The organism is Halomonas aquatica (assembly GCF_040196335.1).
Taxonomy (GTDB): Bacteria; Pseudomonadota; Gammaproteobacteria; order Pseudomonadales; family Halomonadaceae; genus Halomonas; species Halomonas aquatica.
The window spans coordinates 1-20591 of the sequence record NZ_JBEGCJ010000007.1 but is presented as its reverse complement, the minus strand read 5'-3'; the positions used below and the strand labels follow the sequence as shown (position 1 = coordinate 20591).

General features: G+C 63.0%; 16 protein-coding genes and 4 tRNA genes. All 20 read right to left on the bottom strand.

The features are described 5' to 3' along the window. Positions 1-8: 8 nt before the first annotated feature. Positions 9-647: a 50S ribosomal protein L3 gene (rplC, locus tag ABE960_RS14200; protein ID WP_349762955.1), complete on the bottom strand. Its 639-nt coding sequence runs from the start codon at positions 645-647 to the stop codon at positions 9-11. A gap of 157 nt (positions 648-804) precedes the next feature. Then, complete coding sequence (gene rpsJ / locus ABE960_RS14195; RefSeq protein WP_349762954.1) at positions 805-1116, bottom strand: 30S ribosomal protein S10; 312 nt, start codon at positions 1114-1116, stop codon at positions 805-807. A gap of 163 nt (positions 1117-1279) precedes the next feature. Further along, a complete protein-coding gene (tuf, locus tag ABE960_RS14190) occupies positions 1280-2473 on the bottom strand; it encodes an elongation factor Tu (protein WP_349762953.1) in 1194 nt (397 codons plus the stop codon). A 29-nt stretch (positions 2474-2502) separates the two neighbouring features. Continuing rightward, on the bottom strand, positions 2503-4623 hold the full coding sequence (gene fusA, locus ABE960_RS14185) for an elongation factor G (protein ID WP_349762952.1): 2121 nt from the start codon (positions 4621-4623) through the stop codon (positions 2503-2505). A 44-nt stretch (positions 4624-4667) separates the two neighbouring features. Beyond that, positions 4668-5138 (bottom strand): 30S ribosomal protein S7, encoded by a 471-nt coding sequence (gene rpsG / locus ABE960_RS14180; RefSeq protein ID WP_349762951.1) that lies wholly within the window; start codon positions 5136-5138, stop codon positions 4668-4670. Positions 5139-5268: 130 nt separating this feature from the next. Further along, positions 5269-5643, bottom strand: a complete 375-nt coding sequence (gene rpsL, locus ABE960_RS14175; RefSeq protein WP_089714423.1) for a 30S ribosomal protein S12 — start codon at positions 5641-5643, stop codon at positions 5269-5271. A gap of 153 nt (positions 5644-5796) precedes the next feature. Continuing rightward, positions 5797-10014 carry a DNA-directed RNA polymerase subunit beta' gene (gene rpoC / locus ABE960_RS14170; RefSeq protein ID WP_349762950.1) on the bottom strand — a complete coding sequence of 1406 codons (4218 nt, stop codon included), beginning with the start codon at positions 10012-10014 and terminating at the stop codon, positions 5797-5799. A gap of 87 nt (positions 10015-10101) precedes the next feature. Beyond that, entirely contained in the window at positions 10102-14181 is a 4080-nt protein-coding gene (rpoB, locus tag ABE960_RS14165) for a DNA-directed RNA polymerase subunit beta (protein ID WP_349762949.1), read from the bottom strand. A gap of 233 nt (positions 14182-14414) precedes the next feature. After that, on the bottom strand, positions 14415-14786 hold the full coding sequence (gene rplL / locus ABE960_RS14160) for a 50S ribosomal protein L7/L12 (protein WP_349762948.1): 372 nt from the start codon (positions 14784-14786) through the stop codon (positions 14415-14417). Positions 14787-14876: 90 nt separating this feature from the next. Then, on the bottom strand, positions 14877-15380 hold the full coding sequence (gene rplJ, locus ABE960_RS14155) for a 50S ribosomal protein L10 (RefSeq protein WP_349762947.1): 504 nt from the start codon (positions 15378-15380) through the stop codon (positions 14877-14879). A 260-nt stretch (positions 15381-15640) separates the two neighbouring features. After that, on the bottom strand, positions 15641-16333 hold the full coding sequence (gene rplA / locus ABE960_RS14150) for a 50S ribosomal protein L1 (protein ID WP_349762946.1): 693 nt from the start codon (positions 16331-16333) through the stop codon (positions 15641-15643). Positions 16334-16335: 2 nt separating this feature from the next. Continuing rightward, positions 16336-16767: a 50S ribosomal protein L11 gene (gene rplK / locus ABE960_RS14145; protein WP_089714436.1), complete on the bottom strand. Its 432-nt coding sequence runs from the start codon at positions 16765-16767 to the stop codon at positions 16336-16338. Positions 16768-16859: 92 nt separating this feature from the next. After that, on the bottom strand, positions 16860-17393 hold the full coding sequence (gene nusG, locus ABE960_RS14140) for a transcription termination/antitermination protein NusG (protein WP_349762945.1): 534 nt from the start codon (positions 17391-17393) through the stop codon (positions 16860-16862). An 8-nt stretch (positions 17394-17401) separates the two neighbouring features. After that, positions 17402-17770: a preprotein translocase subunit SecE gene (gene secE, locus ABE960_RS14135; RefSeq protein WP_349762944.1), complete on the bottom strand. Its 369-nt coding sequence runs from the start codon at positions 17768-17770 to the stop codon at positions 17402-17404. A 72-nt stretch (positions 17771-17842) separates the two neighbouring features. Further along, positions 17843-17918, bottom strand: a tRNA-Trp gene (locus tag ABE960_RS14130). A 150-nt stretch (positions 17919-18068) separates the two neighbouring features. Continuing rightward, positions 18069-18143: transfer RNA gene (locus tag ABE960_RS14125), tRNA-Thr, on the bottom strand. A 28-nt stretch (positions 18144-18171) separates the two neighbouring features. Beyond that, positions 18172-18245 (bottom strand) — tRNA-Gly (locus ABE960_RS14120). Positions 18246-18293: 48 nt separating this feature from the next. Further along, positions 18294-18377: transfer RNA gene (locus tag ABE960_RS14115), tRNA-Tyr, on the bottom strand. A gap of 106 nt (positions 18378-18483) precedes the next feature. Further along, positions 18484-19323, bottom strand: a complete 840-nt coding sequence (locus ABE960_RS14110) for a type III pantothenate kinase (RefSeq protein ID WP_349762943.1) — start codon at positions 19321-19323, stop codon at positions 18484-18486. Beyond that, complete coding sequence (locus ABE960_RS14105; RefSeq protein ID WP_349762942.1) at positions 19320-20303, bottom strand: biotin--[acetyl-CoA-carboxylase] ligase; 984 nt, start codon at positions 20301-20303, stop codon at positions 19320-19322. The genes ABE960_RS14110 and ABE960_RS14105 overlap by 4 nt, the downstream gene beginning before the upstream one ends. Positions 20304-20591 lie beyond the last annotated feature (288 nt).

Here is a 20591-nt window from a genome sequence, read left to right as displayed (position 1 = left end):
GTTCCCCTTCAGCCTGCTTTGACGGCGCTGCGCACGATGACATCACTGCCGGTGGCGCCAGGCACGGCACCCTTGATCAGCAGCAGATTGCGTTCGGCGTCGACACGGACGACTTCCAGGCTCTGCACGGTACAACGAACATTGCCCATCTGGCCGGCCATCTTCTTGCCCTTGAACACGCGGCCCGGAGTCTGGCACATGCCGATGGAGCCCGGCGCACGATGCGACAGGGAGTTACCGTGGGTATTGTCCTGGGTGCGGAAGTTCCAGCGCTTGACGGCGCCCTGGAAACCCTTGCCCTTGGAGGTGCCGGTCACGTCGATCATCTGACCAGCTTCGAAGAGGGATACGGTGAGCTCGCCGCCCACTTCCGGAGCCTCGTCGCCTTCGCTCAGGCGGAACTCCATCAGTGAACGGCCGGCCTCGACACCTGCCTTGGCGAATTGCCCAGCCTGGGCCTTCGACAGATGCTTGGCCTTGCGGGAGCCGGCTGTCACCTGAACCGCGGCGTAGCCGTCGGACTCGACGGACTTCACGCGAGTCACGCGGTTGGGATCAACCTCGATCACGGTCACGGGCACGGATGCGCCGTCTTCGGTGAAGACACGGGTCATACCCGCCTTCCTACCGACTAAACCGATAGTCATTCTCAGTCTCCTATAGTGTACGGGGCTGTCACCCGCTATGGCTGCCCTTTCCAGAGCATTCCACTAGCACATTGTGTGGCGCCATCTCGGCGCGGCGGCTGCTGGACGCCTTCCTGTGGAGCGGGCGAACGCTGGGCCGCGAGTGTCTAGTGTGGTATCAGTCGAGCTTGATCTGCACGTCCACGCCGGCGGCGAGGTCGAGCTTCATCAGGGCATCAACGGTCTTTTCGGTGGGCTCGACGATATCGAGCACCCGCTTGTGAGTGCGAATCTCATACTGGTCGCGCGCGTCCTTGTTGACGTGCGGAGAGATCAGCACGGTATAGCTCTCGCGATTGGTCGGCAGAGGAATCGGACCACGGACCTGGGCGCCTGTACGCTTGGCGGTTTCTACGATCTCCGCGGCGGACTGGTCGATCAGGCGATGGTCGAAAGCCTTCAACCGAATGCGAATCTTCTGGTTCTGCATTTGCCCTAACTCCAATGGATACTGACGGCGCGAGCCGTCAACCCACGCATTCAAAGGATGCGCATTATAGGCACGCCGGAAGCAAGAGTCAAACACTCACTTACGGTGCGCAGAAAGGGGGCTCCTCGCGGAGCCCCCTTCGATCGTTCAAGCAGCGAAAGGCTTACTTGAGGATCTTGGCCACGACGCCGGCGCCGACGGTGCGGCCGCCTTCGCGGATGGCGAAGCGCAGGCCGTCATCCATGGCGATCGGGGCGATCAGGGTGACAACCATCTTGACGTTGTCGCCCGGCATGACCATCTCGACGCCTTCCGGCAGTTCACAGGTACCGGTGATGTCGGTGGTCCGGAAGTAGAACTGCGGACGGTAGCCCTTGAAGAACGGAGTGTGACGACCACCCTCGTCCTTGGACAGCACGTACACCTCGGCCTCGAACTCGGTGTGCGGGGTGATGGTGCCCGGCTTTGCCAGGACCTGACCACGCTCGACGTCGTCGCGCTTGGTGCCGCGCAGCAGGGCGCCGACGTTCTCACCGGCACGACCTTCGTCGAGCAGCTTGCGGAACATCTCGACGCCGGTGACGACGGTCTTGACGGTGTCCTTGATACCGACGATCTCGACTTCTTCGCCGGCCTTGACCACGCCACGCTCGACACGACCAGTGACCACGGTACCGCGACCGGAGATGGAGAAGACGTCCTCGATCGGCATCAGGAACGGCTGATCGATGGCACGCTCCGGCTCCGGGATGTACTCGTCCAGGGCCTTGATCAGGTTGGCAACGGCGGTGGTGCCCATGCCGTTGTCGTCCTTGCCTTCCAGGGCCATCAGGGCGGAACCGGTGATGATCGGGGTGTCGTCACCCGGGAAGTCGTACTCGTCGAGAAGCTCGCGGACTTCCATCTCGACCAGCTCGAGGAGCTCGTCGTCATCGACCATGTCGGCCTTGTTCAGGAACACGACGATGTACGGGACACCGACCTGGCGAGACAGAAGGATGTGCTCGCGAGTCTGCGGCATGGGGCCGTCGGCAGCAGACACAACCAGGATGGCACCGTCCATCTGGGCAGCACCGGTGATCATGTTCTTGACGTAGTCAGCGTGCCCCGGGCAGTCGACGTGAGCGTAGTGACGCGTCTCGGACTGATACTCCACGTGAGAGGTGGCGATGGTGATACCACGCTCACGCTCTTCTGGAGCATTGTCGATGGCGTCGAACTCGCTCCAGTCGCCACCGAACACCTCGGCGGAAACGCGAGTCAGGGCCGCAGTCAGCGTGGTCTTGCCGTGGTCGACGTGACCGATGGTACCGACGTTGACGTGCGGTTTGGAACGTTCAAATTTTTCCTTAGCCACTGCTATAACCTCTTTACGTTAGCTAACGGTTAACCGTTCTGGTTGATGACGGCTTCAACGACGCTGGACGGCGCCTCTTCGTAGTTCGCAAACTCCATGACGTAGCTTGCTCGGCCCTGGGTCTGAGAGCGCAGGTCGGTCGCATAACCGAACATCTCAGCCAGTGGTACCGTGGCGCGGATGACCTTGCCCATGGAGGAGTCATCCATGCCCTGGACGAGGCCACGACGGCGGTTCAGATCGCCCATGACATCACCCATGAACTCCTCGGGGGTCACGACCTCGACCTTCATCACCGGCTCCAGGAGCACGGCCTTCGCCTTACGGGCACCTTCCTTTACCGCCATGGAAGAGGCCACCTTGAACGCGGTCTCGTTCGAGTCCACGTCATGGTAGGAACCGTCGAACAGCGTGACCTTGACGTCAATCATCGGGTAACCCGCGATGACACCGTTCTGCAGCTGCTCGTAGGCCCCTTTCTCGACGGCCGGCACGTATTCCTTGGGAACCACGCCGCCAACGATCTCCGAGGCGAACTTGAAGTGCATTTCCTCGTCGTCGCCCTTGTCCTCGGCGGTCAACGGCTCGATGCGCAGATGCACATGACCGTACTGGCCGCGGCCACCGGACTGACGAACGAACTTGCCTTCCTGCTCGACCTTGTGACGAATGGTCTCGCGATAGGCCACCTGCGGCTTGCCGATGTTGGCATCGACCTTGAACTCGCGGCGCATGCGGTCGACGAGGATGTCGAGGTGAAGCTCGCCCATGCCGGAGATGATGGTCTGGCCGGTCTCCTCATCGGAGCGCACCTGGAAGGAGGGGTCTTCCTGGGCCAGCTTGCCCAGTGCGACACCCATCTTCTCCTGATCGGCCTTGGACTTCGGCTCCACGGCTACAGAGATGACCGGATCCGGAAACTCCATGCGCTCCAGCACGATCTTGTCGTTCAGATCGCACAGTGTGTCGCCGGTGGTGACGTCCTTCAGGCCGATGCAGGCGGCGATGTCGCCGGCCAGCACTTCCTTGATCTCCTCGCGGGAGTTGGCGTGCATCTGGACGATACGACCGACGCGCTCCTTCTTCTCCTTGACGGAGTTGAAGATGCTGTCCCCGGACTTGAGCACGCCCGAGTAGACGCGGATGAAGGTCAGGGTGCCCACGAACGGGTCGGTGGCGATCTTGAAGGCCAGGGCGGCGAAGGGCGCACTGTCGTCCGCCTCACGGGTGGCGATGGTGCCATCCTTGTCGTCCAGCTCACCCTCGATGGCCTTGACCTCGGTGGGTGAAGGCATGTACTCGATGACGCCATCCAGCACGGCCTGCACGCCCTTGTTCTTGAACGCCGAGCCACAGGTGACCAGGACGATCTCGTTGTCGAGGGTACGACGACGCAGGCCGGCCTTGATCTCCTCGATGGAGAGCTCACCCTCTTCGAGGTACTTCTCCATCAGCTCTTCGGAGGCCTCGGCGGCGGACTCGACCATCTCCTCGCGGAATTTCTCGGCGGTCTCCTGTAGCTCGGCCGGGATATCCACCAGGTCGTAATTCATCCCGAAGTTGTCCTCGTCCCAGAGGATCGCCTTCATCTGAATGAGGTCGATGACGCCCTTGAATTCGTCCTCGGTGCCCCAGTTGATCTGGATTGGCACGGCGTTGGCGCCGAGACGAGACTTGAGCTGGTCGACCACCATGAAGAAGTCGGCGCCTACCCGGTCCATCTTGTTGACGAAGACCATGCGTGGAACTTCGTACTTGTTGGCCTGACGCCAGACCGTCTCGGTCTGCGGCTGGACACCGGAGGAGCCACACAGCACCACGACGGCACCGTCGAGCACACGCAGGGAACGCTCTACCTCGATGGTGAAATCGACGTGCCCCGGCGTATCGATGATGTTGATGCGGTGCTCATCGAACTGCTTGTTCATGCCCTGCCAGAAGCAGGTGGTCGCCGCGGAGGTGATGGTGATACCACGCTCCTGCTCCTGCTCCATCCAGTCCATGGTGGCAGCGCCCTCATGGACCTCACCGACCTTGTGGGACAGGCCGGTATAGAACAGGACGCGCTCGGTAGTGGTGGTCTTGCCGGCGTCGACGTGTGCAACGATACCAATGTTGCGATAACGCTTTAGCGGAGTCTTGCGAGCCACGTTGGAACTCCCCGTTGGTTGGCGATGCGTTGGAAACGACGCACTTAGAAGCGGTAGTGAGAGAAGGCCTTGTTGGCTTCTGCCATGCGATGCACGTCTTCACGCTTCTTGACGGCCGAGCCCTTGCCTTCGGCGGCGTCGAGCATCTCACCAGCGAGGCGCTGCACCATGGTCTTCTCGCCACGGCGACGGGCCGCGTCGACCAGCCAGCGCATGGCCAGGGCCTGACGACGTGATGGGCGAACTTCCACCGGCACCTGATAGGTCGCACCGCCGACACGGCGGGACTTGACCTCGACCATGGGCTGGATGGTTTCCAGCGCCTTGTCGAAGATCTCCAGCGGCTCTTCCTTGCTACGCTCGGCAACCTTGTCCAGCGCACCGTAGACGATGCGCTCAGCTACGGACTTCTTGCCGCTGATCATCAGGTGGTTCATGAACTTCGCCAGGCGCTCACTTCCGAACTTGGGATCCGGCAGGATGTCGCGCTTGGCCGCAACTCTTCTTCTAGGCATGATAAGCCCTCATTAAAGGATCCTTCAGGTAAACCCGAGACGCCCGATCTCTCGTGAGACGACAGACCGTGCTCGACCTTACTCTTATCAGACCGTGATCAAAATATGTGACTGCAGCGTTCGAGGCCGATCAGACCTTCGGACGCTTGGTGCCGTACTTGGAACGGCCCTGCTTGCGGTTCTGCACGCCGGAGGTATCCAGGGCGCCACGCACGGTGTGATAACGCACACCGGGAAGGTCCTTTACACGACCGCCGCGAATCAGGACCACGGAGTGCTCCTGAAGGTTGTGGCCTTCACCACCGATGTACGAGGAGACCTCGAAGCCGTTGGTCAGGCGAACACGGCACACCTTACGCAGTGCAGAGTTCGGCTTCTTCGGGGTAGTGGTGTAGACGCGGGTGCAGACACCGCGCTTTTGCGGGCAGGCCTGAAGCGCAGGCACGTCGCTCTTGGCGGCCTGACGCTTGCGCGGCTTGCGCACGAGCTGATTGATCGTTGCCATGGTGTGTAGCTGACTCCAATGGGTTGCCTTGCCTTTCTCAGCGGGTGCGGGCGCACCCGCCCCACTGTTAAAGGCTGCGCATTCTAATGGCTGACACGGCGCGTCGTCAAGCCCTGCGCCTTCCCGGGGAAGGCGCAGGGCGGGACGCGAGCGTCAGATCTCGTCGTCGTCCGAATCCAGCGCGGTGAGCTGGGCGCCCAGCTCCTGCTCGACGTCGTAGGCCGACGGGTGGAGCATCCGCTCGGCGTCTTCACGCTTGCGGCGACGCTCCGCGTGATGAGTGAGGCCGGTACCCGCCGGGATCAGGCGACCCACCACCACGTTCTCCTTCAGGCCACGCAGGTAGTCACGCTTGCCGGTCACCGCCGCCTCGGTCAGCACACGCGTGGTCTCCTGGAAGGAGGCCGCGGAGATGAACGACTCGGTGGCAAGGCTGGCCTTGGTGATACCCAGCAGCAGCCGCTGGTACTTCGCCGGGAACTTGTCCTCCGGCTCCAGCAGGGCGTTCTGCTCGAGCACGCGGACCAGCTCGGCCTGGTCGCCCGGGATGAAGTCGCTGTCGCCGGCATCGGTGATCTCCACCTTGCGCAGCATCTGACGCACGATCACCTCGATGTGCTTGTCGTTGATGCCAACGCCCTGCAGGCGGTAGACATCCTGCACCTCGGTGGTGATGTACTTGGCCAACTCGGCGATACCCAGCAGACGAAGGATGTCGTGAGGGTTGCTCGGGCCGTCCGAGATCACTTCACCCTTCTCGACCGACTCGCCCTCGAACACCGCGATCTGGCGCCACTTCGGGATCAGCATCTCGAAGGGATCACCGTCTTCCGGGGTGATCGTCAGGCGCCGCTTGCCCTTGGTCTCCTTGCCGAAGCTGATCACGCCGCTGATTTCGGCGAGGATAGCCGGCTCCTTCGGCTTGCGCGCCTCGAACAGGTCGGCGACCCGCGGCAGACCGCCGGTGATGTCCTTGTTGCCGGTGGCTTCTACCGGGATGCGGGCCACTACCTCACCGACGCCAATGTCGGCGCCGTTGTCGGCGGTGATGATGGCCTTGCCGGGCAGCGGGTACTGCACCGGAGTGTCCGAACCGGTGACGGTGACCGCCTTGCCGGCCGCATCGGTGAGCATGATCAGCGGTCGCTTGTCGCGGCCCGCCATGGGGCGTGCCGCCGACTCGATCACCTCGATGGAGGAGAGACCGGTCATCTCGTCCACGCTGCGGTGCATGGTGACACCCTCGTCGAGGTCGGCGTACTGCACCTGGCCCTCGGCCTCGGCGATGATCGGGTGAGTGTGCGGGTCCCACTTGGCCACGGCTTGGCCGGCCTCGACGCTGTCGCCGTCGCGGACGTCCAGCTCGGCCCCGTAAGGCAGCTTGTAATACTCGCGCTCGCGACCATGGTCGTCGGCGACGGCCAGGGCACTGGAACGGGAGACCACCACCAGCTTGCCGTCGCTGCGTTCGACGTGCTTGATGTTGTGCAGGCGCACCTTGCCGCCGTGCTTGACCTGGACGCTGTCCACTGCGGAGGCACGGGAGGCCGCACCGCCGATGTGGAAGGTCCGCATGGTCAGCTGGGTGCCCGGCTCGCCGATGGACTGGGCGGCGATGACGCCCACGGACTCGCCGATATTCACCTGGTGGCCGCGCGCAAGGTCACGTCCATAACAGGAGGAGCAGACGCCGTGGGCGGTCTGGCAGGTGATGGTCGAGCGGACCACGATCTCGTCGACGCCCATGGTGTCGAGCTCGGCACACCAGGCCTCGTCAAGCAGGGTGCCACGCGGAATCAGCACGTCCTCGCTGGCCGGGTCGACCACGTCCTGGGCGACCACTCGGCCCAGCACGCGCTGAGCCAGGGAGACGATGATGTCGCCGCCCTCGATCACCGGATGCAGGGTCAGGCCCTTGTCGGTGCCGCAATCCGGCTCGGTGATGACCATGTCCTGGGCCACGTCGACCAGGCGGCGGGTCAGGTAACCGGAGTTGGCGGTCTTGAGTGCCGTGTCTGCCAGGCCCTTGCGCGCGCCGTGGGTCGAGATGAAGTACTGGAGGACGTTCAGGCCCTCGCGGAAGTTCGCGACGATGGGTGTCTCGATGATCGAGCCGTCCGGCTTGGCCATCAGGCCACGCATGCCCGCCAGCTGGCGGATCTGGGCGGCACTACCCCGGGCGCCGGAGTCGGCCATGATGAAGACGCTGTTGAAGGAGTCTTGCTCGACCTCCTTGCCGTCGCGGTCCACCACGGTCTCCTTGGAGATACCGGCCATCATCGCCTTGGCGACCTGGTCGTTGGCCCGGGCCCAGATGTCGATGACCTTGTTGTACTTCTCGCCGGCGGTGACGAGACCGGAGGAGAACTGGTCCTCGATCTCCTTCACCTCGTCCTCGGCCGCATCGACGATCTCGGCCTTCTCGTCCGGGATGACGAAGTCGTTGACGCCGATGGAGGCACCGGACCAGGTGGCCATGCGGAAGCCTGTGTACATCAGCTGGTCGGCGAAGATCACCGCCGGCTTGAGACCGGCGCGGCGATACACCTCGTTGATCAGCTTGGAGATCGCCTTCTTCTTCATCGGCTGATCGACCAGCTCGAAGGGCACGCCATCGGGGAGGATGCGGAACAGCAGCGCCCGACCGACGGTGGTGTCGTAGATGCGACGGTGGTGGCTCTGCTCGCCGGTCTCCTCGTCGAACTCGACCTCGTCCAGGCGAACCTTGACGCGGGCATGCATCGACACGCTCTGAGTGCCGAAGGCGCGCTCCACCTCGTCGAGGCCGGAGAACACCATGCCCTCGCCCTTGTCGTTGATACGCTCGCGGGTCATGTAGTACAGACCCAGTACCACGTCCTGGGACGGCACGATGATCGGCTCGCCGTTGGCCGGTGACAGCACGTTGTTGGTGGCCATCATCAGCGCGCGGGCCTCGAGCTGGGCTTCCAGGGTCAGCGGCACGTGCACCGCCATCTGGTCACCGTCGAAGTCGGCGTTGTAGGCGGCACACACCAGCGGGTGCAGCTGGATCGCCTTGCCCTCGATCAGCAGCGGCTCGAAGGCCTGGATGCCGAGGCGGTGCAGGGTCGGGGCGCGGTTAAGCAGCACGGGATGCTCGCGGATGACGTCGGCGAGGATGTCCCACACCTCCGGCAGCTCGCGCTCGACCATCTTCTTGGCGGCCTTGATGGTGGAGGCATAGCCCAGGGACTGCAGCTTGGAGTAGATGAACGGCTTGAACAGCTCCAGCGCCATCTTCTTCGGCAGGCCGCACTGGTGCAGGCGCAGGGTCGGGCCGACGGTGATCACCGAACGGCCGGAGTAGTCTACGCGCTTGCCGAGCAGGTTCTGGCGGAAACGCCCCTGCTTGCCCTTGATCATATCGGCGAGCGACTTCAGCGGACGCTTGTTGGAGCCGGTGATGGCCCGGCCGCGACGGCCGTTATCGAGCAGCGCATCCACCGATTCCTGCAGCATGCGCTTCTCGTTGCGCACGATGATGTCCGGCGCATTGAGGTCCAGCAGCCGCTTGAGGCGATTGTTGCGGTTTATCACGCGACGGTAGAGGTCGTTGAGATCGGAGGTCGCGAAGCGGCCGCCATCCAGCGGCACCAGCGGACGCAGATCCGGCGGCAGGACCGGCAGCACCTCCATGACCATCCACGCCGGGTCGTTGCCCGAGCCCTGAAAGGCCTCCAGCAGCTTGAGGCGCTTGGAGAGCTTCTTGATCTTGGTCTCGGAGTTGGTCTGCGGGATCTCCTCACGCAGGCGGCCGATCTCCTCTTCGAGGTCGATGTCCTTGAGCAGCGCCTGGACCGCCTCGGCACCCATGCGGGCGTCGAAGTCGTCACCGAACTCCTCGAGGGCCTCGAAGTACTGCTCGTCGTTGAGCAGCTGTCCCCGCTCGAGGGTGGTCATGCCAGGATCGATGACCATGAAGCTCTCGAAGTAGAGCACCCGCTCGATGTCACGCAGCGTCATGTCCAGGAACATGCCGATGCGTGACGGCAGCGACTTGAGGAACCAGATGTGCGCGACCGGGCTCGCCAGTTCGATGTGGCCCATGCGCTCGCGGCGCACCGCGGCCTTGGTCACCTCGACGCCGCACTTCTCGCAGATGATGCCGCGGTGCTTCATGCGCTTGTACTTGCCGCACAGGCACTCGTAGTCCTTCACCGGGCCAAAGATCTTGGCGCAGAACAGGCCATCCCGCTCCGGCTTGAAGGTGCGGTAGTTGATGGTCTCCGGCTTCTTGACCTCGCCGTAGGACCAGCTGCGAATCATGTCCGGCGACGCCAGCGTGATCTTGATCGCGTCGAACTCTTCGGACTGCGACTGCGATTTGAGGACTTTCACCAAATCTTTCATGGGGTCGGCTCCGTTGCGGAGTTGTCATGGGCGGGGGCGTTGCCGCCCCCGCGGACCGTCATTCTGTGAAGCGCAGGCGGTGCAGCCTCAGCTTTCCAGCTCGATATCGATGCCCAGCGAGCGGATTTCCTTCACCAGCACATTGAAGGATTCCGGCATGCCCGCCTGCATGGTGTGGTCGCCGTCCACGATGCTCTTGTACATCTTGGTGCGACCCTCCACGTCGTCGGACTTGACGGTGAGCATCTCCTGGAGCGTGTAGGCCGCGCCGTAGGCCTCCAGGGCCCAGACCTCCATCTCCCCGAAACGCTGACCCCCGAACTGCGCCTTGCCGCCCAGCGGCTGCTGGGTGACCAGCGAATAGGACCCGGTGGAACGCGCATGCATCTTGTCATCCACCAGGTGGTTGAGCTTGAGCATGTACATGTAACCCACCGTCACCGGACGGTCGAAGGCATCGCCGGTACGCCCGTCATACAGCGCCATCTGGCCGGAGTCCGGCAGGTCGGCGAGGCGCAGCAGGTGCTTGATCTCGCCCTCCTGGGCGCCATCGAACACCGGCGTTGACATCGGCACGCCACCCTTGAGGTTCTTCGCCAAGGCGATCACCTCTTCATCGGAGAGCGAGTCGAGATCCTCGACGCGGGTCCCCTGGGTGGAGTTGTAGACCTGCCCCAGGAAGTCGCGAATCTGGCCGACCTGCTGCTCGCGGGCGTCGCGTAACATGTGCTCGATCTTGACCCCTAGACCACGGGCCGCCATGCCCAGGTGAGTCTCGAGGATCTGACCGACGTTCATCCGCGACGGAACGCCCAGCGGATTGAGGACCACATCGATGGGCTCGCCGTTGTCGTCGAAGGGCATGTCCTCGATGGGCATGATCGCCGAGATGACGCCCTTGTTGCCGTGACGGCCGGCCATCTTGTCGCCCGGCTGCAGGCGGCGCTTGATCGCCAGGTAGACTTTGACGATCTTCAGCACGCCCGGCGCCAGGTCGTCGCCCTGGGTGAGCTTGCGCTTCTTGTCCTCGAACCGCTCGTCCATCTCCTTGCGACGGTTCTCGAGCTGTTCGTCGGCCTGGGCCAGCAACTCGTTGAACGTCTCGTCCTGCATGCGCAGCTTGAACCACTGCTGACGCGGCAGCTCCTCGAGGTAGCTGTCGGAGAGCACGTCGCCCTTCTTCAACTTAGGGCCGCCATTGACGGCCTGACCGGAGAGGGTGCGCTTCAGGCGCTCGAAGGTGGCGTCCTCGGCGATGCGGTAGGTCTCCTGGAGGTCCTTGCGGACCTCGTCGAGCTGCATCTGCTCGATGGAAAGCGCACGGGAATCCTTCTCCACGCCGTCACGAGTGAAGACCTGGACGTCGATGACGGTTCCCTTCATGCCGGTGGGGGCACGCAGGGAGGTATCCTTCACGTCGGAGGCCTTCTCGCCGAAGATCGCGCGCAGCAGCTTCTCTTCCGGCGTCAGCTGGGTCTCGCCCTTGGGAGTGACCTTGCCGACCAGGATATCACCGGCGCCCACCTCGGCCCCGATGTAGACCACACCGGCCTCGTCCAGCTTGCCCAGCGCCGACTCGCCGACGTTGGGGATGTCGGAGGTGATCTCCTCCGACCCCAGCTTGGTGTCGCGGGAGACGCAGGTCAGCTCCTGGATGTGGATGGTGGTGAAGCGATCTTCCTGGACCGCCCGCTCGGAGAGCAGGATGGAGTCCTCGAAGTTGTAGCCGTTCCAGGGCATGAAGGCGATGCGCATGTTCTGGCCCAGGGCCAGGTCGCCCATGTCCACGGAGGGACCATCGGCCAGGATGTCGCCGCGACTCACCCGGTCACCGGGACGCACGATCGGGCGCTGGTTCTGGCAGGTATTCTGGTTCGAACGCAGGTACTTGGTCAGGTTGTAGATGTCGACGCCGGCTTCGCCGCCGATGATCTCGTCCTCGCTGACCCGCACCACGATGCGCTTGGCGTCGACCGAGTCGATCAGCCCGCCACGACGAGCCACCTCGCAGACACCGGAATCGCGGGCCACGAAGCGCTCCATGCCGGTGCCCACCAGAGGCTTGTCGGCGCGCAGGGTCGGCACCGCCTGGCGCTGCATGTTCGCCCCCATCAGGGCGCGGTTGGCGTCATCGTGCTCGAGGAACGGGATCAGTGCCGCCGCCACGGAGACTACCTGGCGCGGCGACACGTCCATCAGGGTCACCTGCTCGGGGCGCATGAAGGTGGTTTCGCCACGATGGCGTACCTGCACCAGGTCGTCGACCAGCTTGCCTGACTCGTCCACCGTCGCGGACGCCTGGGCGATGACGAAGTCACCCTCTTCAATAGCCGAGAGGTGCACCACGTCGTCGGTCACCTGAGCATCCACTACCTTGCGATATGGCGTCTCGAGGAAGCCATAGCTGTTGGTGTGACTGTAGGTGGCCAGCGAGTTGATCAGGCCGATGTTCGGGCCTTCCGGCGTCTCGATCGGGCAGAGGCGGCCGTAGTGGGTGGCGTGAACGTCGCGCACCTCGAAACCGGCCCGCTCGCGGGTCAGGCCGCCCGGGCCGAGCGCGGAGACACGACGCTTGTGGGTGACCTCGGAGAGCGGGTTGTTCTGGTCCATGAACTGCGAGAGCTGGCTGGACCCGAAGAACTCCTTGACCGCCGCCGCGACCGGCTTGGCGTTGATCAGGTCCTGGGGCATCAGGCCTTCGCTCTCGGCCATGGAGAGGCGCTCCTTGACGGCGCGCTCGACGCGCACCAGGCCAACACGGAACTGATTCTCGGCCATCTCACCGACGCAGCGGATGCGGCGGTTGCCCAGGTGGTCGATGTCGTCGACGTCGCCGAAGCCGTTGCGGATGGCGATCATCTCGCTGAGCACATCGAGGATGTCGCGCTTGTCGAGAACGCCAGAGCCGGTGTCGCTGTCACGACGCAGGCGGCGGTTGAACTTCATGCGACCGACGCCCGACAGGTCGTAGCGGTCCTCGCTGAAGAACAGGTTGTTGAACAGTGTCTCGGCGGCCTCCTTGGTGGGCGGCTCGCCGGGACGCATCATGCGGTAGATCTCGACCAGCGCCTCGAGGCGGGACCCGGTGGTATCCAGCTTGAGGGTATCGGAGATGAAGGGACCACAGTCGAGATCGTTGGTATAGAGGGTCTCGAGGGTGGTGATGCCGGCCTGGCCGATCTTCTCCAGCAGTTCCGGAGTGACCTCGGTGTTGCAGGGGCAGATCAGTTCACCGGTGTTCGGGTCGACCTGATCCTTGGCCAGGGTCTTGCCGAACAGGTAGTCCATCGGCACGTCGAGGCGCTCGAGGCCGGCCTTCTCCAGCTGGCGGATATGCTTCTGGGTGACCCGACGCCCCTCCTCGACGATGACGTTGCCGTCACCATCCTTGATGTCGAAAGTGGCGGTCTCTCCACGCAGGCGTGACGGCACCAGCTCGACGGCAAAACCTTCCTTCTCGATGTGAAAGGTGCTGATGTCGAAGAACTCGCCAAGGATCTCCTCGGCACTCATCCCCAGGGCGCGCAGCAGCACCGAGGCGGGCAGCTTGCGACGACGGTCGATGCGCACGAAGACGCTGTCCTTGGGATCGAACTCGAAGTCGAGCCAGGAACCGCGGTAGGGAATCACGCGGGCAGAGTAGAGCAGTTTGCCGGACGAGTGACTCTTGCCCTTGTCGTGGTCGAAGAACACGCCGGGCGAACGGTGCAACTGGGAGACGATGACCCGCTCGGTACCATTGATGACGAAGGTACCGTTCTCGGTCATCAGGGGGATCTCCCCCATGTAGACTTCCTGCTCCTTGATGTCCTTGATCGCCTTGTTGGACGACTCCTTGTCGTAGATGATCAGGCGGACCTTGACGCGCAGGGGGGCCGAATAGGTGACGCCACGCAGCTGGCACTCCTTGACATCGAAGGCCGGCGTGCCGAAACGGTAGCTGACATACTCCAGGGCGGCATTGCCAGAGAAGCTCGCGATCGGGAAGACCGACTTGAAGGCGGCGTGCAGGCCGATCTCCAGGCGTTCTTCGGGTGAGCGATCCTGCTGGAGAAACTCGTAGTAGGAATCAAGCTGGATGGCCAGCAGGTAAGGCACATCCATCACTTGGGGCAGTTTGCCGAAATCCTTGCGGATGCGTTTTTTCTCAGTGTATGAGTAAGCCATCTGTATTCCCCAGCTTGTTCACCATGGGTGACCGATGCGTGTCGGCGTCACCCGACGGGTACGCGGCTCCGTCAGGCGCTGACGGCAAGCTTCCATCAGGAGGCTCGCCGTCGAAATTCGGCTAGCGGTGGCCCGAGGGCAACCGTCTAGTGACAACAGAAAAAGGCCGGCAGCGGGTGACCCGCCACCAGCCGTGGAAGCTTACGCAGCGCGTGAAGCCATGGGCACAAGGGTTACTTGAGCTCCACGCTCGCGCCGGCTTCTTCCAGCTTCTTCTTCGCTGCTTCGGCGTCGTCCTTGGACATGGCTTCCTTGATGGTTGCCGGAGCGCCGTCGACGGCACCCTTGGCTTCCTTCAGGCCCAGGCCCGTGATCTCGCGGACGGCCTTGATCACGTTGACCTTCTTGTCGCCAGCGCCGGTCAGCACCAGGTCGAATTCGGTCTGCTCTTCCTCGGCAGCGGCTTCACCGCCACCCGGGCCGGCCACGACGGCAGCGGCAGCAGAGACACCGAACTTCTCTTCCATGGCCTCGATCAGCTCTGCCACTTCCATCACGGACATGTCGGCGACGGCGTTGATGATGTCTTCTTTGGTCAGTGCCATTGTCTAGATTCCTAACTTTGCGGGAGCCTCGGCATCGCGATGGCTCGGGGATTCAATGTTCGATTCAGGCTGAGAGCAGGAGTTCGCCGTTCAGGCGGCCTCTTGCTGCTTCTGGTCACGCAGCGCAGCGAGGGTACGGACCAGCTTGCCGGCAGAAGCTTCCTTCATGACGGACATCAGCTTGGCGATCGCCTCATCGTAAGTCGGCAGAGTTGCCAGACGGTCGATGTCGCTTGCCGGGATCAGCTCACCTTCGTAGGCCAGCGCCTTGACCTCAAACTCCTTCTGACCCTTGGCGAACTCCTTGAACAGACGGGCGGCAGCACCCGGATGCTCATAGGAGAAGGCCAGCATGGTCGGACCGGAGAAGGTCTCGTCCAGAATCTCCCAGGGAGTTCCGGACAGGGCGCGGCGTGCCAGGGTGTTGCGGACAACACGGATCTGCACGCCATTCTCGCGGGCCTGCTTGCGCAGGTCGGTCATCGCGCTGACCGCGACGCCACGAGAGTCGGCAACTACGACGGAGAGCGCATCCTTGGCCGCTTCACTGACCTCGGCAACGATTGCCTTCTTGCCTTCGAGTGCTAGTGGCACAGTGATCACTCCTTCGTGCCGGAACCTCGCATGAGGATTCCGGTGGTTACCATCTCTCCCGACCGGAGGTCGGGAGTCCTGGGTGATGGTGCTCACCAGAAATCTGGCGGCAACACCATCTGCGCAGGCCTTCCCGGGGGAAGATTAAGCTGCTCTTCCGGAGAGGAGCGGCACCTGCGGTCTTTGACGGTGCCCCGCCGGCGAGGATAGCCCGGCATGGGGACCGCAAAGTTCCTGCAATCGTCTCGATCGTCGCCCTATCAGGCCAGGGCGGAATGATCGATGGTCAGACCCGGCCCCATGGTCGTGGACAGGGTGACCTTCTTCAGATAGATACCCTTGGACGTGCTCGGCTTGAGCTTCTTGAGGTCGGCGACCAGCGCCTCCAGGTTGCCCTGGATGGCGGCAGCATCGAAGTCGACCTTGCCAAGAGTAGTATGAATGATGCCGTTCTTGTCGGTACGGAAGCGCACCTGACCGGCCTTGGCATTCTTGACCGCGGTGGCGACGTCAGCAGTTACGGTGCCGACCTTGGGGTTCGGCATCAGGCCGCGCGGACCGAGGATCTGACCCAGCTGGCCGACGACGCGCATGGCGTCCGGCGAGGCGATGACCACGTCGAAGTCGAGCTGGCCCTTCTTGACCTGCTCGGCCAGGTCGTCCATGCCGACGATGTCGGCACCGGCTTCCTTGGCAGCATCGGCGTTGGCACCCTGGGTAAAGACGGCGACACGCACGTCCTTGCCGGTACCGTTGGGCATGACGGTGGCGCCACGCACGACCTGGTCGGATTTCCGCGGGTCGACGCCCAGGTTGATGGCGACGTCCAGGGACTCCTTGAACTTGACGGTGGACAGCTCAGAGAGCAGGGCCACGGCCTCGTCGAGGGAGTAGGCCTTGTTGGCGTCAACCTTCTCGCGAATCTGCTGTGCGCGCTTGGTAAGCTTGGCCATGATCAGAGACCCTCCACGTTCAGGCCCATGCTGCGGGCGCTACCGGCAATGGTACGCACCGCGGCGTCGAGGTCGGCAGCCGTCAGATCCGGCTCCTTGGTCTTGGCGATTTCCTCGAGCTGCTCGCGGGTCACCGTACCGACCTTGTTCTTGTTCGGCTCGCCGGAGCCGGACTTGATGCCAGCCGCCTTCTTCAGCAGGACCGCCGCGGGCGGGGTCTTGGTGATGAAGGTGAAGCTGCGGTCGGAATAGACGGTGATGACCACGGGCGTCGGCAGACCCGGCTCGATGTCCTGGGTCGCGGCGTTGAACGCCTTGCAGAACTCCATGATGTTGACACCGTGCTGACCCAGCGCGGGGCCCACGGGGGGACTCGGGTTGGCCTTGCCAGCTGCCACCTGCAGCTTGATGTAAGCCTGTACTTTCTTGGCCATGATGGACTCCAGTTGGGTAGTAGCGCCTTTCGGCTCCCCGGGTTACACGACCACCCGCAGGCGGCCGTCACGAAAACAGTGAGGTCGGAGGCTTACTCCTTCTCGACCTGGGCAAACTCCAGCTCGACAGGCGTGGAACGCCCGAAGATCAATACACTGACCTGAACGCGGCTCTTGTCATAGTTGACCTCCTCGACGACCCCGTTGAAGTCTGCGAAGGGCCCGTCGACAACGCGAACCGACTGGCCCGGCTCGAACAGCGTCTTGGGCCGCGGCTTCTCGGTACCGTCCTTCACCCGACTGAGGATTGCGTCCGCTTCACGCTGGGAGATGGGCGCAGGCTTTTCCTTGGTTCCGCCGATGAAACCCATGACGCGCGGTGTCTCATTGACCAGGTGCCAGGTCTCGTCATCCATCTCCATCTCGACCAGCACGTAGCCGGGATAGAACTTGCGCTCGCTCTTGCGACGCTTGCCGTCACGCACCTCGACGACTTCTTCGGTCGGCACCAGGATCTCGCCGAAGCGATCCTCCATGCCGTACATCTTCACGCGCTCGGTGAGCGAGCGCATGACATGCTTCTCGAAGCCGGAGTAGGCGTGGATGACATACCAACGCTTGGACATGAAAACTCCTAACCGATGACGCCGGACATCGCCCAGCCAAGAAGGGTGTCGATCAGCCACAGCATCAACCCGACCACCAGCACGGCCACCAGCACGATGGCGGTGGTCTGCACGGTCTCGGGGCGTGTCGGCCATACGACGCGCTGAATTTCCTTCTTCGCACTCCTGGCGAGCTCAAGCAGATCACGACCCTTGGTCGTGGTCAGCGCCACCAGTGCCGCCGCCGCACTGAGCACGACGACACCGAGCACACGATAGAGAAGTGCCTGATCCGCAAAATAGGTATTGCCGACCACGGCAAGGACCAGCAAAGTGACGATAACCGCCCACTTGAGTCCGTCGTGGCGCGACTCCTGCACCTCGGCGTTATGCTTCATGAAAACGGGACTCCTCAGGGTACGGCAATCGAAACATTAAAGTATATGAAATATCACCAGCCTGGGGAAGACTGGCAGGCCAGGAGGGAATCGAACCCCCAACCTGCGGTTTTGGAGACCGCTGCTCTGCCAATTGAGCTACTGGCCTGTATCTGCTTCCGTGACCGCCCTTTGCAGGCAGCCTTCACGACAGCGGGCGCTATGATAGCCAAACCCTTTCCGCCTGACAACCCCCCTGCGACACAACATCGCCAAGGGCAGAAAAAGAAAAGGCGAGCCGTGGCTCGCCTTCTCGACATGGAGCTCATGGACGGATTTGAACCGTCGACCTCACCCTTACCAAGGGTGTGCTCTACCCCTGAGCTACATGAGCACAAACGCTGGTATCATCGACCGATACCTGGAGCGGGCAGCGGGGATCGAACCCGCATCATCAGCTTGGAAGGCTGAGGTTCTACCATTGAACTATGCCCGCCGATCCACTCTTGCTGCTCGCACCCGACGCGTCGGGTGCAGCTGAACCTGGTGGAGGGGGAAGGATTCGAACCTTCGAAGCTTTCGCGGCAGATTTACAGTCTGCTCCCTTTGGCCACTCGGGAACCCCTCCAACTGGCGATGTATTCTACCGCCTTTGATTCCGGTGTCAAGTCTCTGTTTTCTCAGCATCTTGATCGGGCGTGACGCCTTTCACCGCCGGAACGCGGCGCATTCTGTCAAAGCAGCATCGAGAATGCAAGCGCGGCACGTATCTTTTCCATCGCAACTGGAGAAGGCACTCGAGGCGCCCCAGACAAGCGCCCCGCCCGCTCCGACGCCGTCAACGGGAAGCAGGCCTCGAGTCCGCCGTAGACCATGTCCGGCCAGACCGCATGGGGCACCTGGATGCCCCGCGACACCACCCGGGCGTCACCGCCGGTCATCAGCATCGGCAGCGCAACATCCTGCTGGTCGCACACCTCGCTGTAGATGCGATTGACCGCGCTGACCGCCGCCATATAGATGCCATGATTGACCGCCTCGACGGTGCGCCTTCCCGGCTCGAGCAGCTCTTCGGCCTCGCTGTCCGGATCGATGGCCACGTTGCGAGTGCCCAGCTTGAGGCTCTCCTTCATCAGGCGTAGCCCAGGGATAATATAGCCCCCGAGATGCCGCCCGCCGGGCAGCACGAAGTCGATGGTAATGGCGCTGCCGCAATCCACCGCACAACAGCCTCCCGCCAGCTGGTAGCCCGCCAAGACGCCCATCCAGCGATCCACACCGAGCTTGCCGGGTTCCTCGTAGCCATTGGAGACACCCAGGGCCTCATGGGCAGGACGGGCCACATGGACGGTGCCGACCCGCCGGCGCAACAACCCCACCGTTTCCTCCAGTACCGCCTTGCGTGCCACGCTTGAGATGCGCACCGCCTCAACCACGTCGAGATCGGGGATATCGGCACCCGGCCTCCACTCCTCTCGAGTCCAGACCGCCCCTCGAGAGCGAATCTCGCTGCTGTCGGCATCCTTGAGTCGCCACTTCGACAGGGTGTTGCCGATATCCAGATCCAGGATCATGCCCGTCTCCGCACGCTGATTTCGCCGCCGGCAAGTCGCAACTGCCGCTCTCCCTGTCGTACCCAGAGGTTACCGGCACTATCAACGTCCCCGGCGACCGCCGTCTCGCGATCTCCCCGCTGAAGGATGTCCACCTCGCAGCCAGCGTAGGCATGTCGGGCGTTCCAGTCATCTTTCCAGGCGGCGAAACCCTGTTGCTCGAAGTTCGCCAGCAGCGGCAGCAGTTCATCCAGCAATTCCACAGCCAGGCCATTGCGCGAGAGCCCCGGCGCCTGATCATGGACCGCGGCGACGTCCTGGTCGATGCTCTCACGAAACACCAGGGGCAGATCGACATTAATACCCATACCGACGACTACCTCGCAGGGACCGGCGGCATCACCACTGATCTCGACCAGAATTCCCGCCAGTTTGCCGAGCGAGCCGTCACGGCCCTCCAGCAAGACGTCATTAGGCCATTTGAGCTGAGGCCTGGCCCCGTGACGCTCCAGCACTCTGGCGAGAGCCACCCCCAGCGCCAGGCTCAACCCCTCGAGGGACGCCACACCGGCCTCTACCCGCCAACCGATAGAGAGCATCAGGGTGCGGCCCCAGGGCGTCACCCAGGCACGACCCCGACGGCCTCGCCCCTCGCTCTGCTGCTCCACCAGACATACCTCACCATGTCCTGCCCCCTGGGCGAAGCGCTCGCGCAGGTAGGCATTGCTGGATGGCAGGGTCTCCTCGACGAACAGCTGCGTGAGATGTGGGCGAGCCTCCCGCGAGAGGCCTGACACGATGGCGCTCCCATCGAGCAGCTCCAGGCGCTCGACCAGGCGATAGCCTTGCCCCTTCACCGCTTCCATGGGAATGCCCAGGGACTCCAGTTTCTGCAGCTGCTTCCATACTGCCGCACGCGACACGCCCAGCTGCACCCCCAGTTGCTCGCCGGAATGAAACTCGCCATCGCTCAGCAGTCGGATCAGGTCACCGATGGTCATGCTAATGCCCCTGACGGGAAATGAGACATTCTAGCGGATGGGGGCAGGACCCGGAAATCGTAACACCCACCTCGTTATCATCTATCGGCGGACTCCCGACTCCCAAGCTCTGACCCTCTCCATTGCCTCACCCCCGGCCGACGACCATATCGCTAGCGTCGGCAAGGCCGACTGGCCCTTCCGAGGTCCAGACATGAAAAAACCCCGAGTTCAGTGAACTCGGGGTTTTCTCGGAATAAGTGCCTGACGATGACCTACTCTCGCATGGGGAGACCCCACACTACCATC

Coding starts and splice junctions, on each gene's coding strand:
- rpoC (WP_349762950.1), bottom strand. CDS start 10,014: ATGAAAGATTTGGTGAAAGTCCTCAAATCGCAGTCGCAGTCCGAAGAG.
- rplK (WP_089714436.1), bottom strand. CDS start 16,767: ATGGCCAAGAAAGTACAGGCTTACATCAAGCTGCAGGTGGCAGCTGGC.
- rplL (WP_349762948.1), bottom strand. CDS start 14,786: ATGGCACTGACCAAAGAAGACATCATCAACGCCGTCGCCGACATGTCC.
- rpsG (WP_349762951.1), bottom strand. CDS start 5,138: ATGCCTAGAAGAAGAGTTGCGGCCAAGCGCGACATCCTGCCGGATCCC.
- rpsJ (WP_349762954.1), bottom strand. CDS start 1,116: ATGCAGAACCAGAAGATTCGCATTCGGTTGAAGGCTTTCGACCATCGC.
- secE (WP_349762944.1), bottom strand. CDS start 17,770: ATGAAGCATAACGCCGAGGTGCAGGAGTCGCGCCACGACGGACTCAAG.
- ABE960_RS14110 (WP_349762943.1), bottom strand. CDS start 19,323: ATGATCCTGGATCTGGATATCGGCAACACCCTGTCGAAGTGGCGACTC.
- rpoB (WP_349762949.1), bottom strand. CDS start 14,181: ATGGCTTACTCATACACTGAGAAAAAACGCATCCGCAAGGATTTCGGC.
- nusG (WP_349762945.1), bottom strand. CDS start 17,393: ATGTCCAAGCGTTGGTATGTCATCCACGCCTACTCCGGCTTCGAGAAG.
- ABE960_RS14105 (WP_349762942.1), bottom strand. CDS start 20,303: ATGACCATCGGTGACCTGATCCGACTGCTGAGCGATGGCGAGTTTCAT.
- rplA (WP_349762946.1), bottom strand. CDS start 16,333: ATGGCCAAGCTTACCAAGCGCGCACAGCAGATTCGCGAGAAGGTTGAC.
- rplC (WP_349762955.1), bottom strand. CDS start 647: ATGACTATCGGTTTAGTCGGTAGGAAGGCGGGTATGACCCGTGTCTTC.
- rpsL (WP_089714423.1), bottom strand. CDS start 5,643: ATGGCAACGATCAATCAGCTCGTGCGCAAGCCGCGCAAGCGTCAGGCC.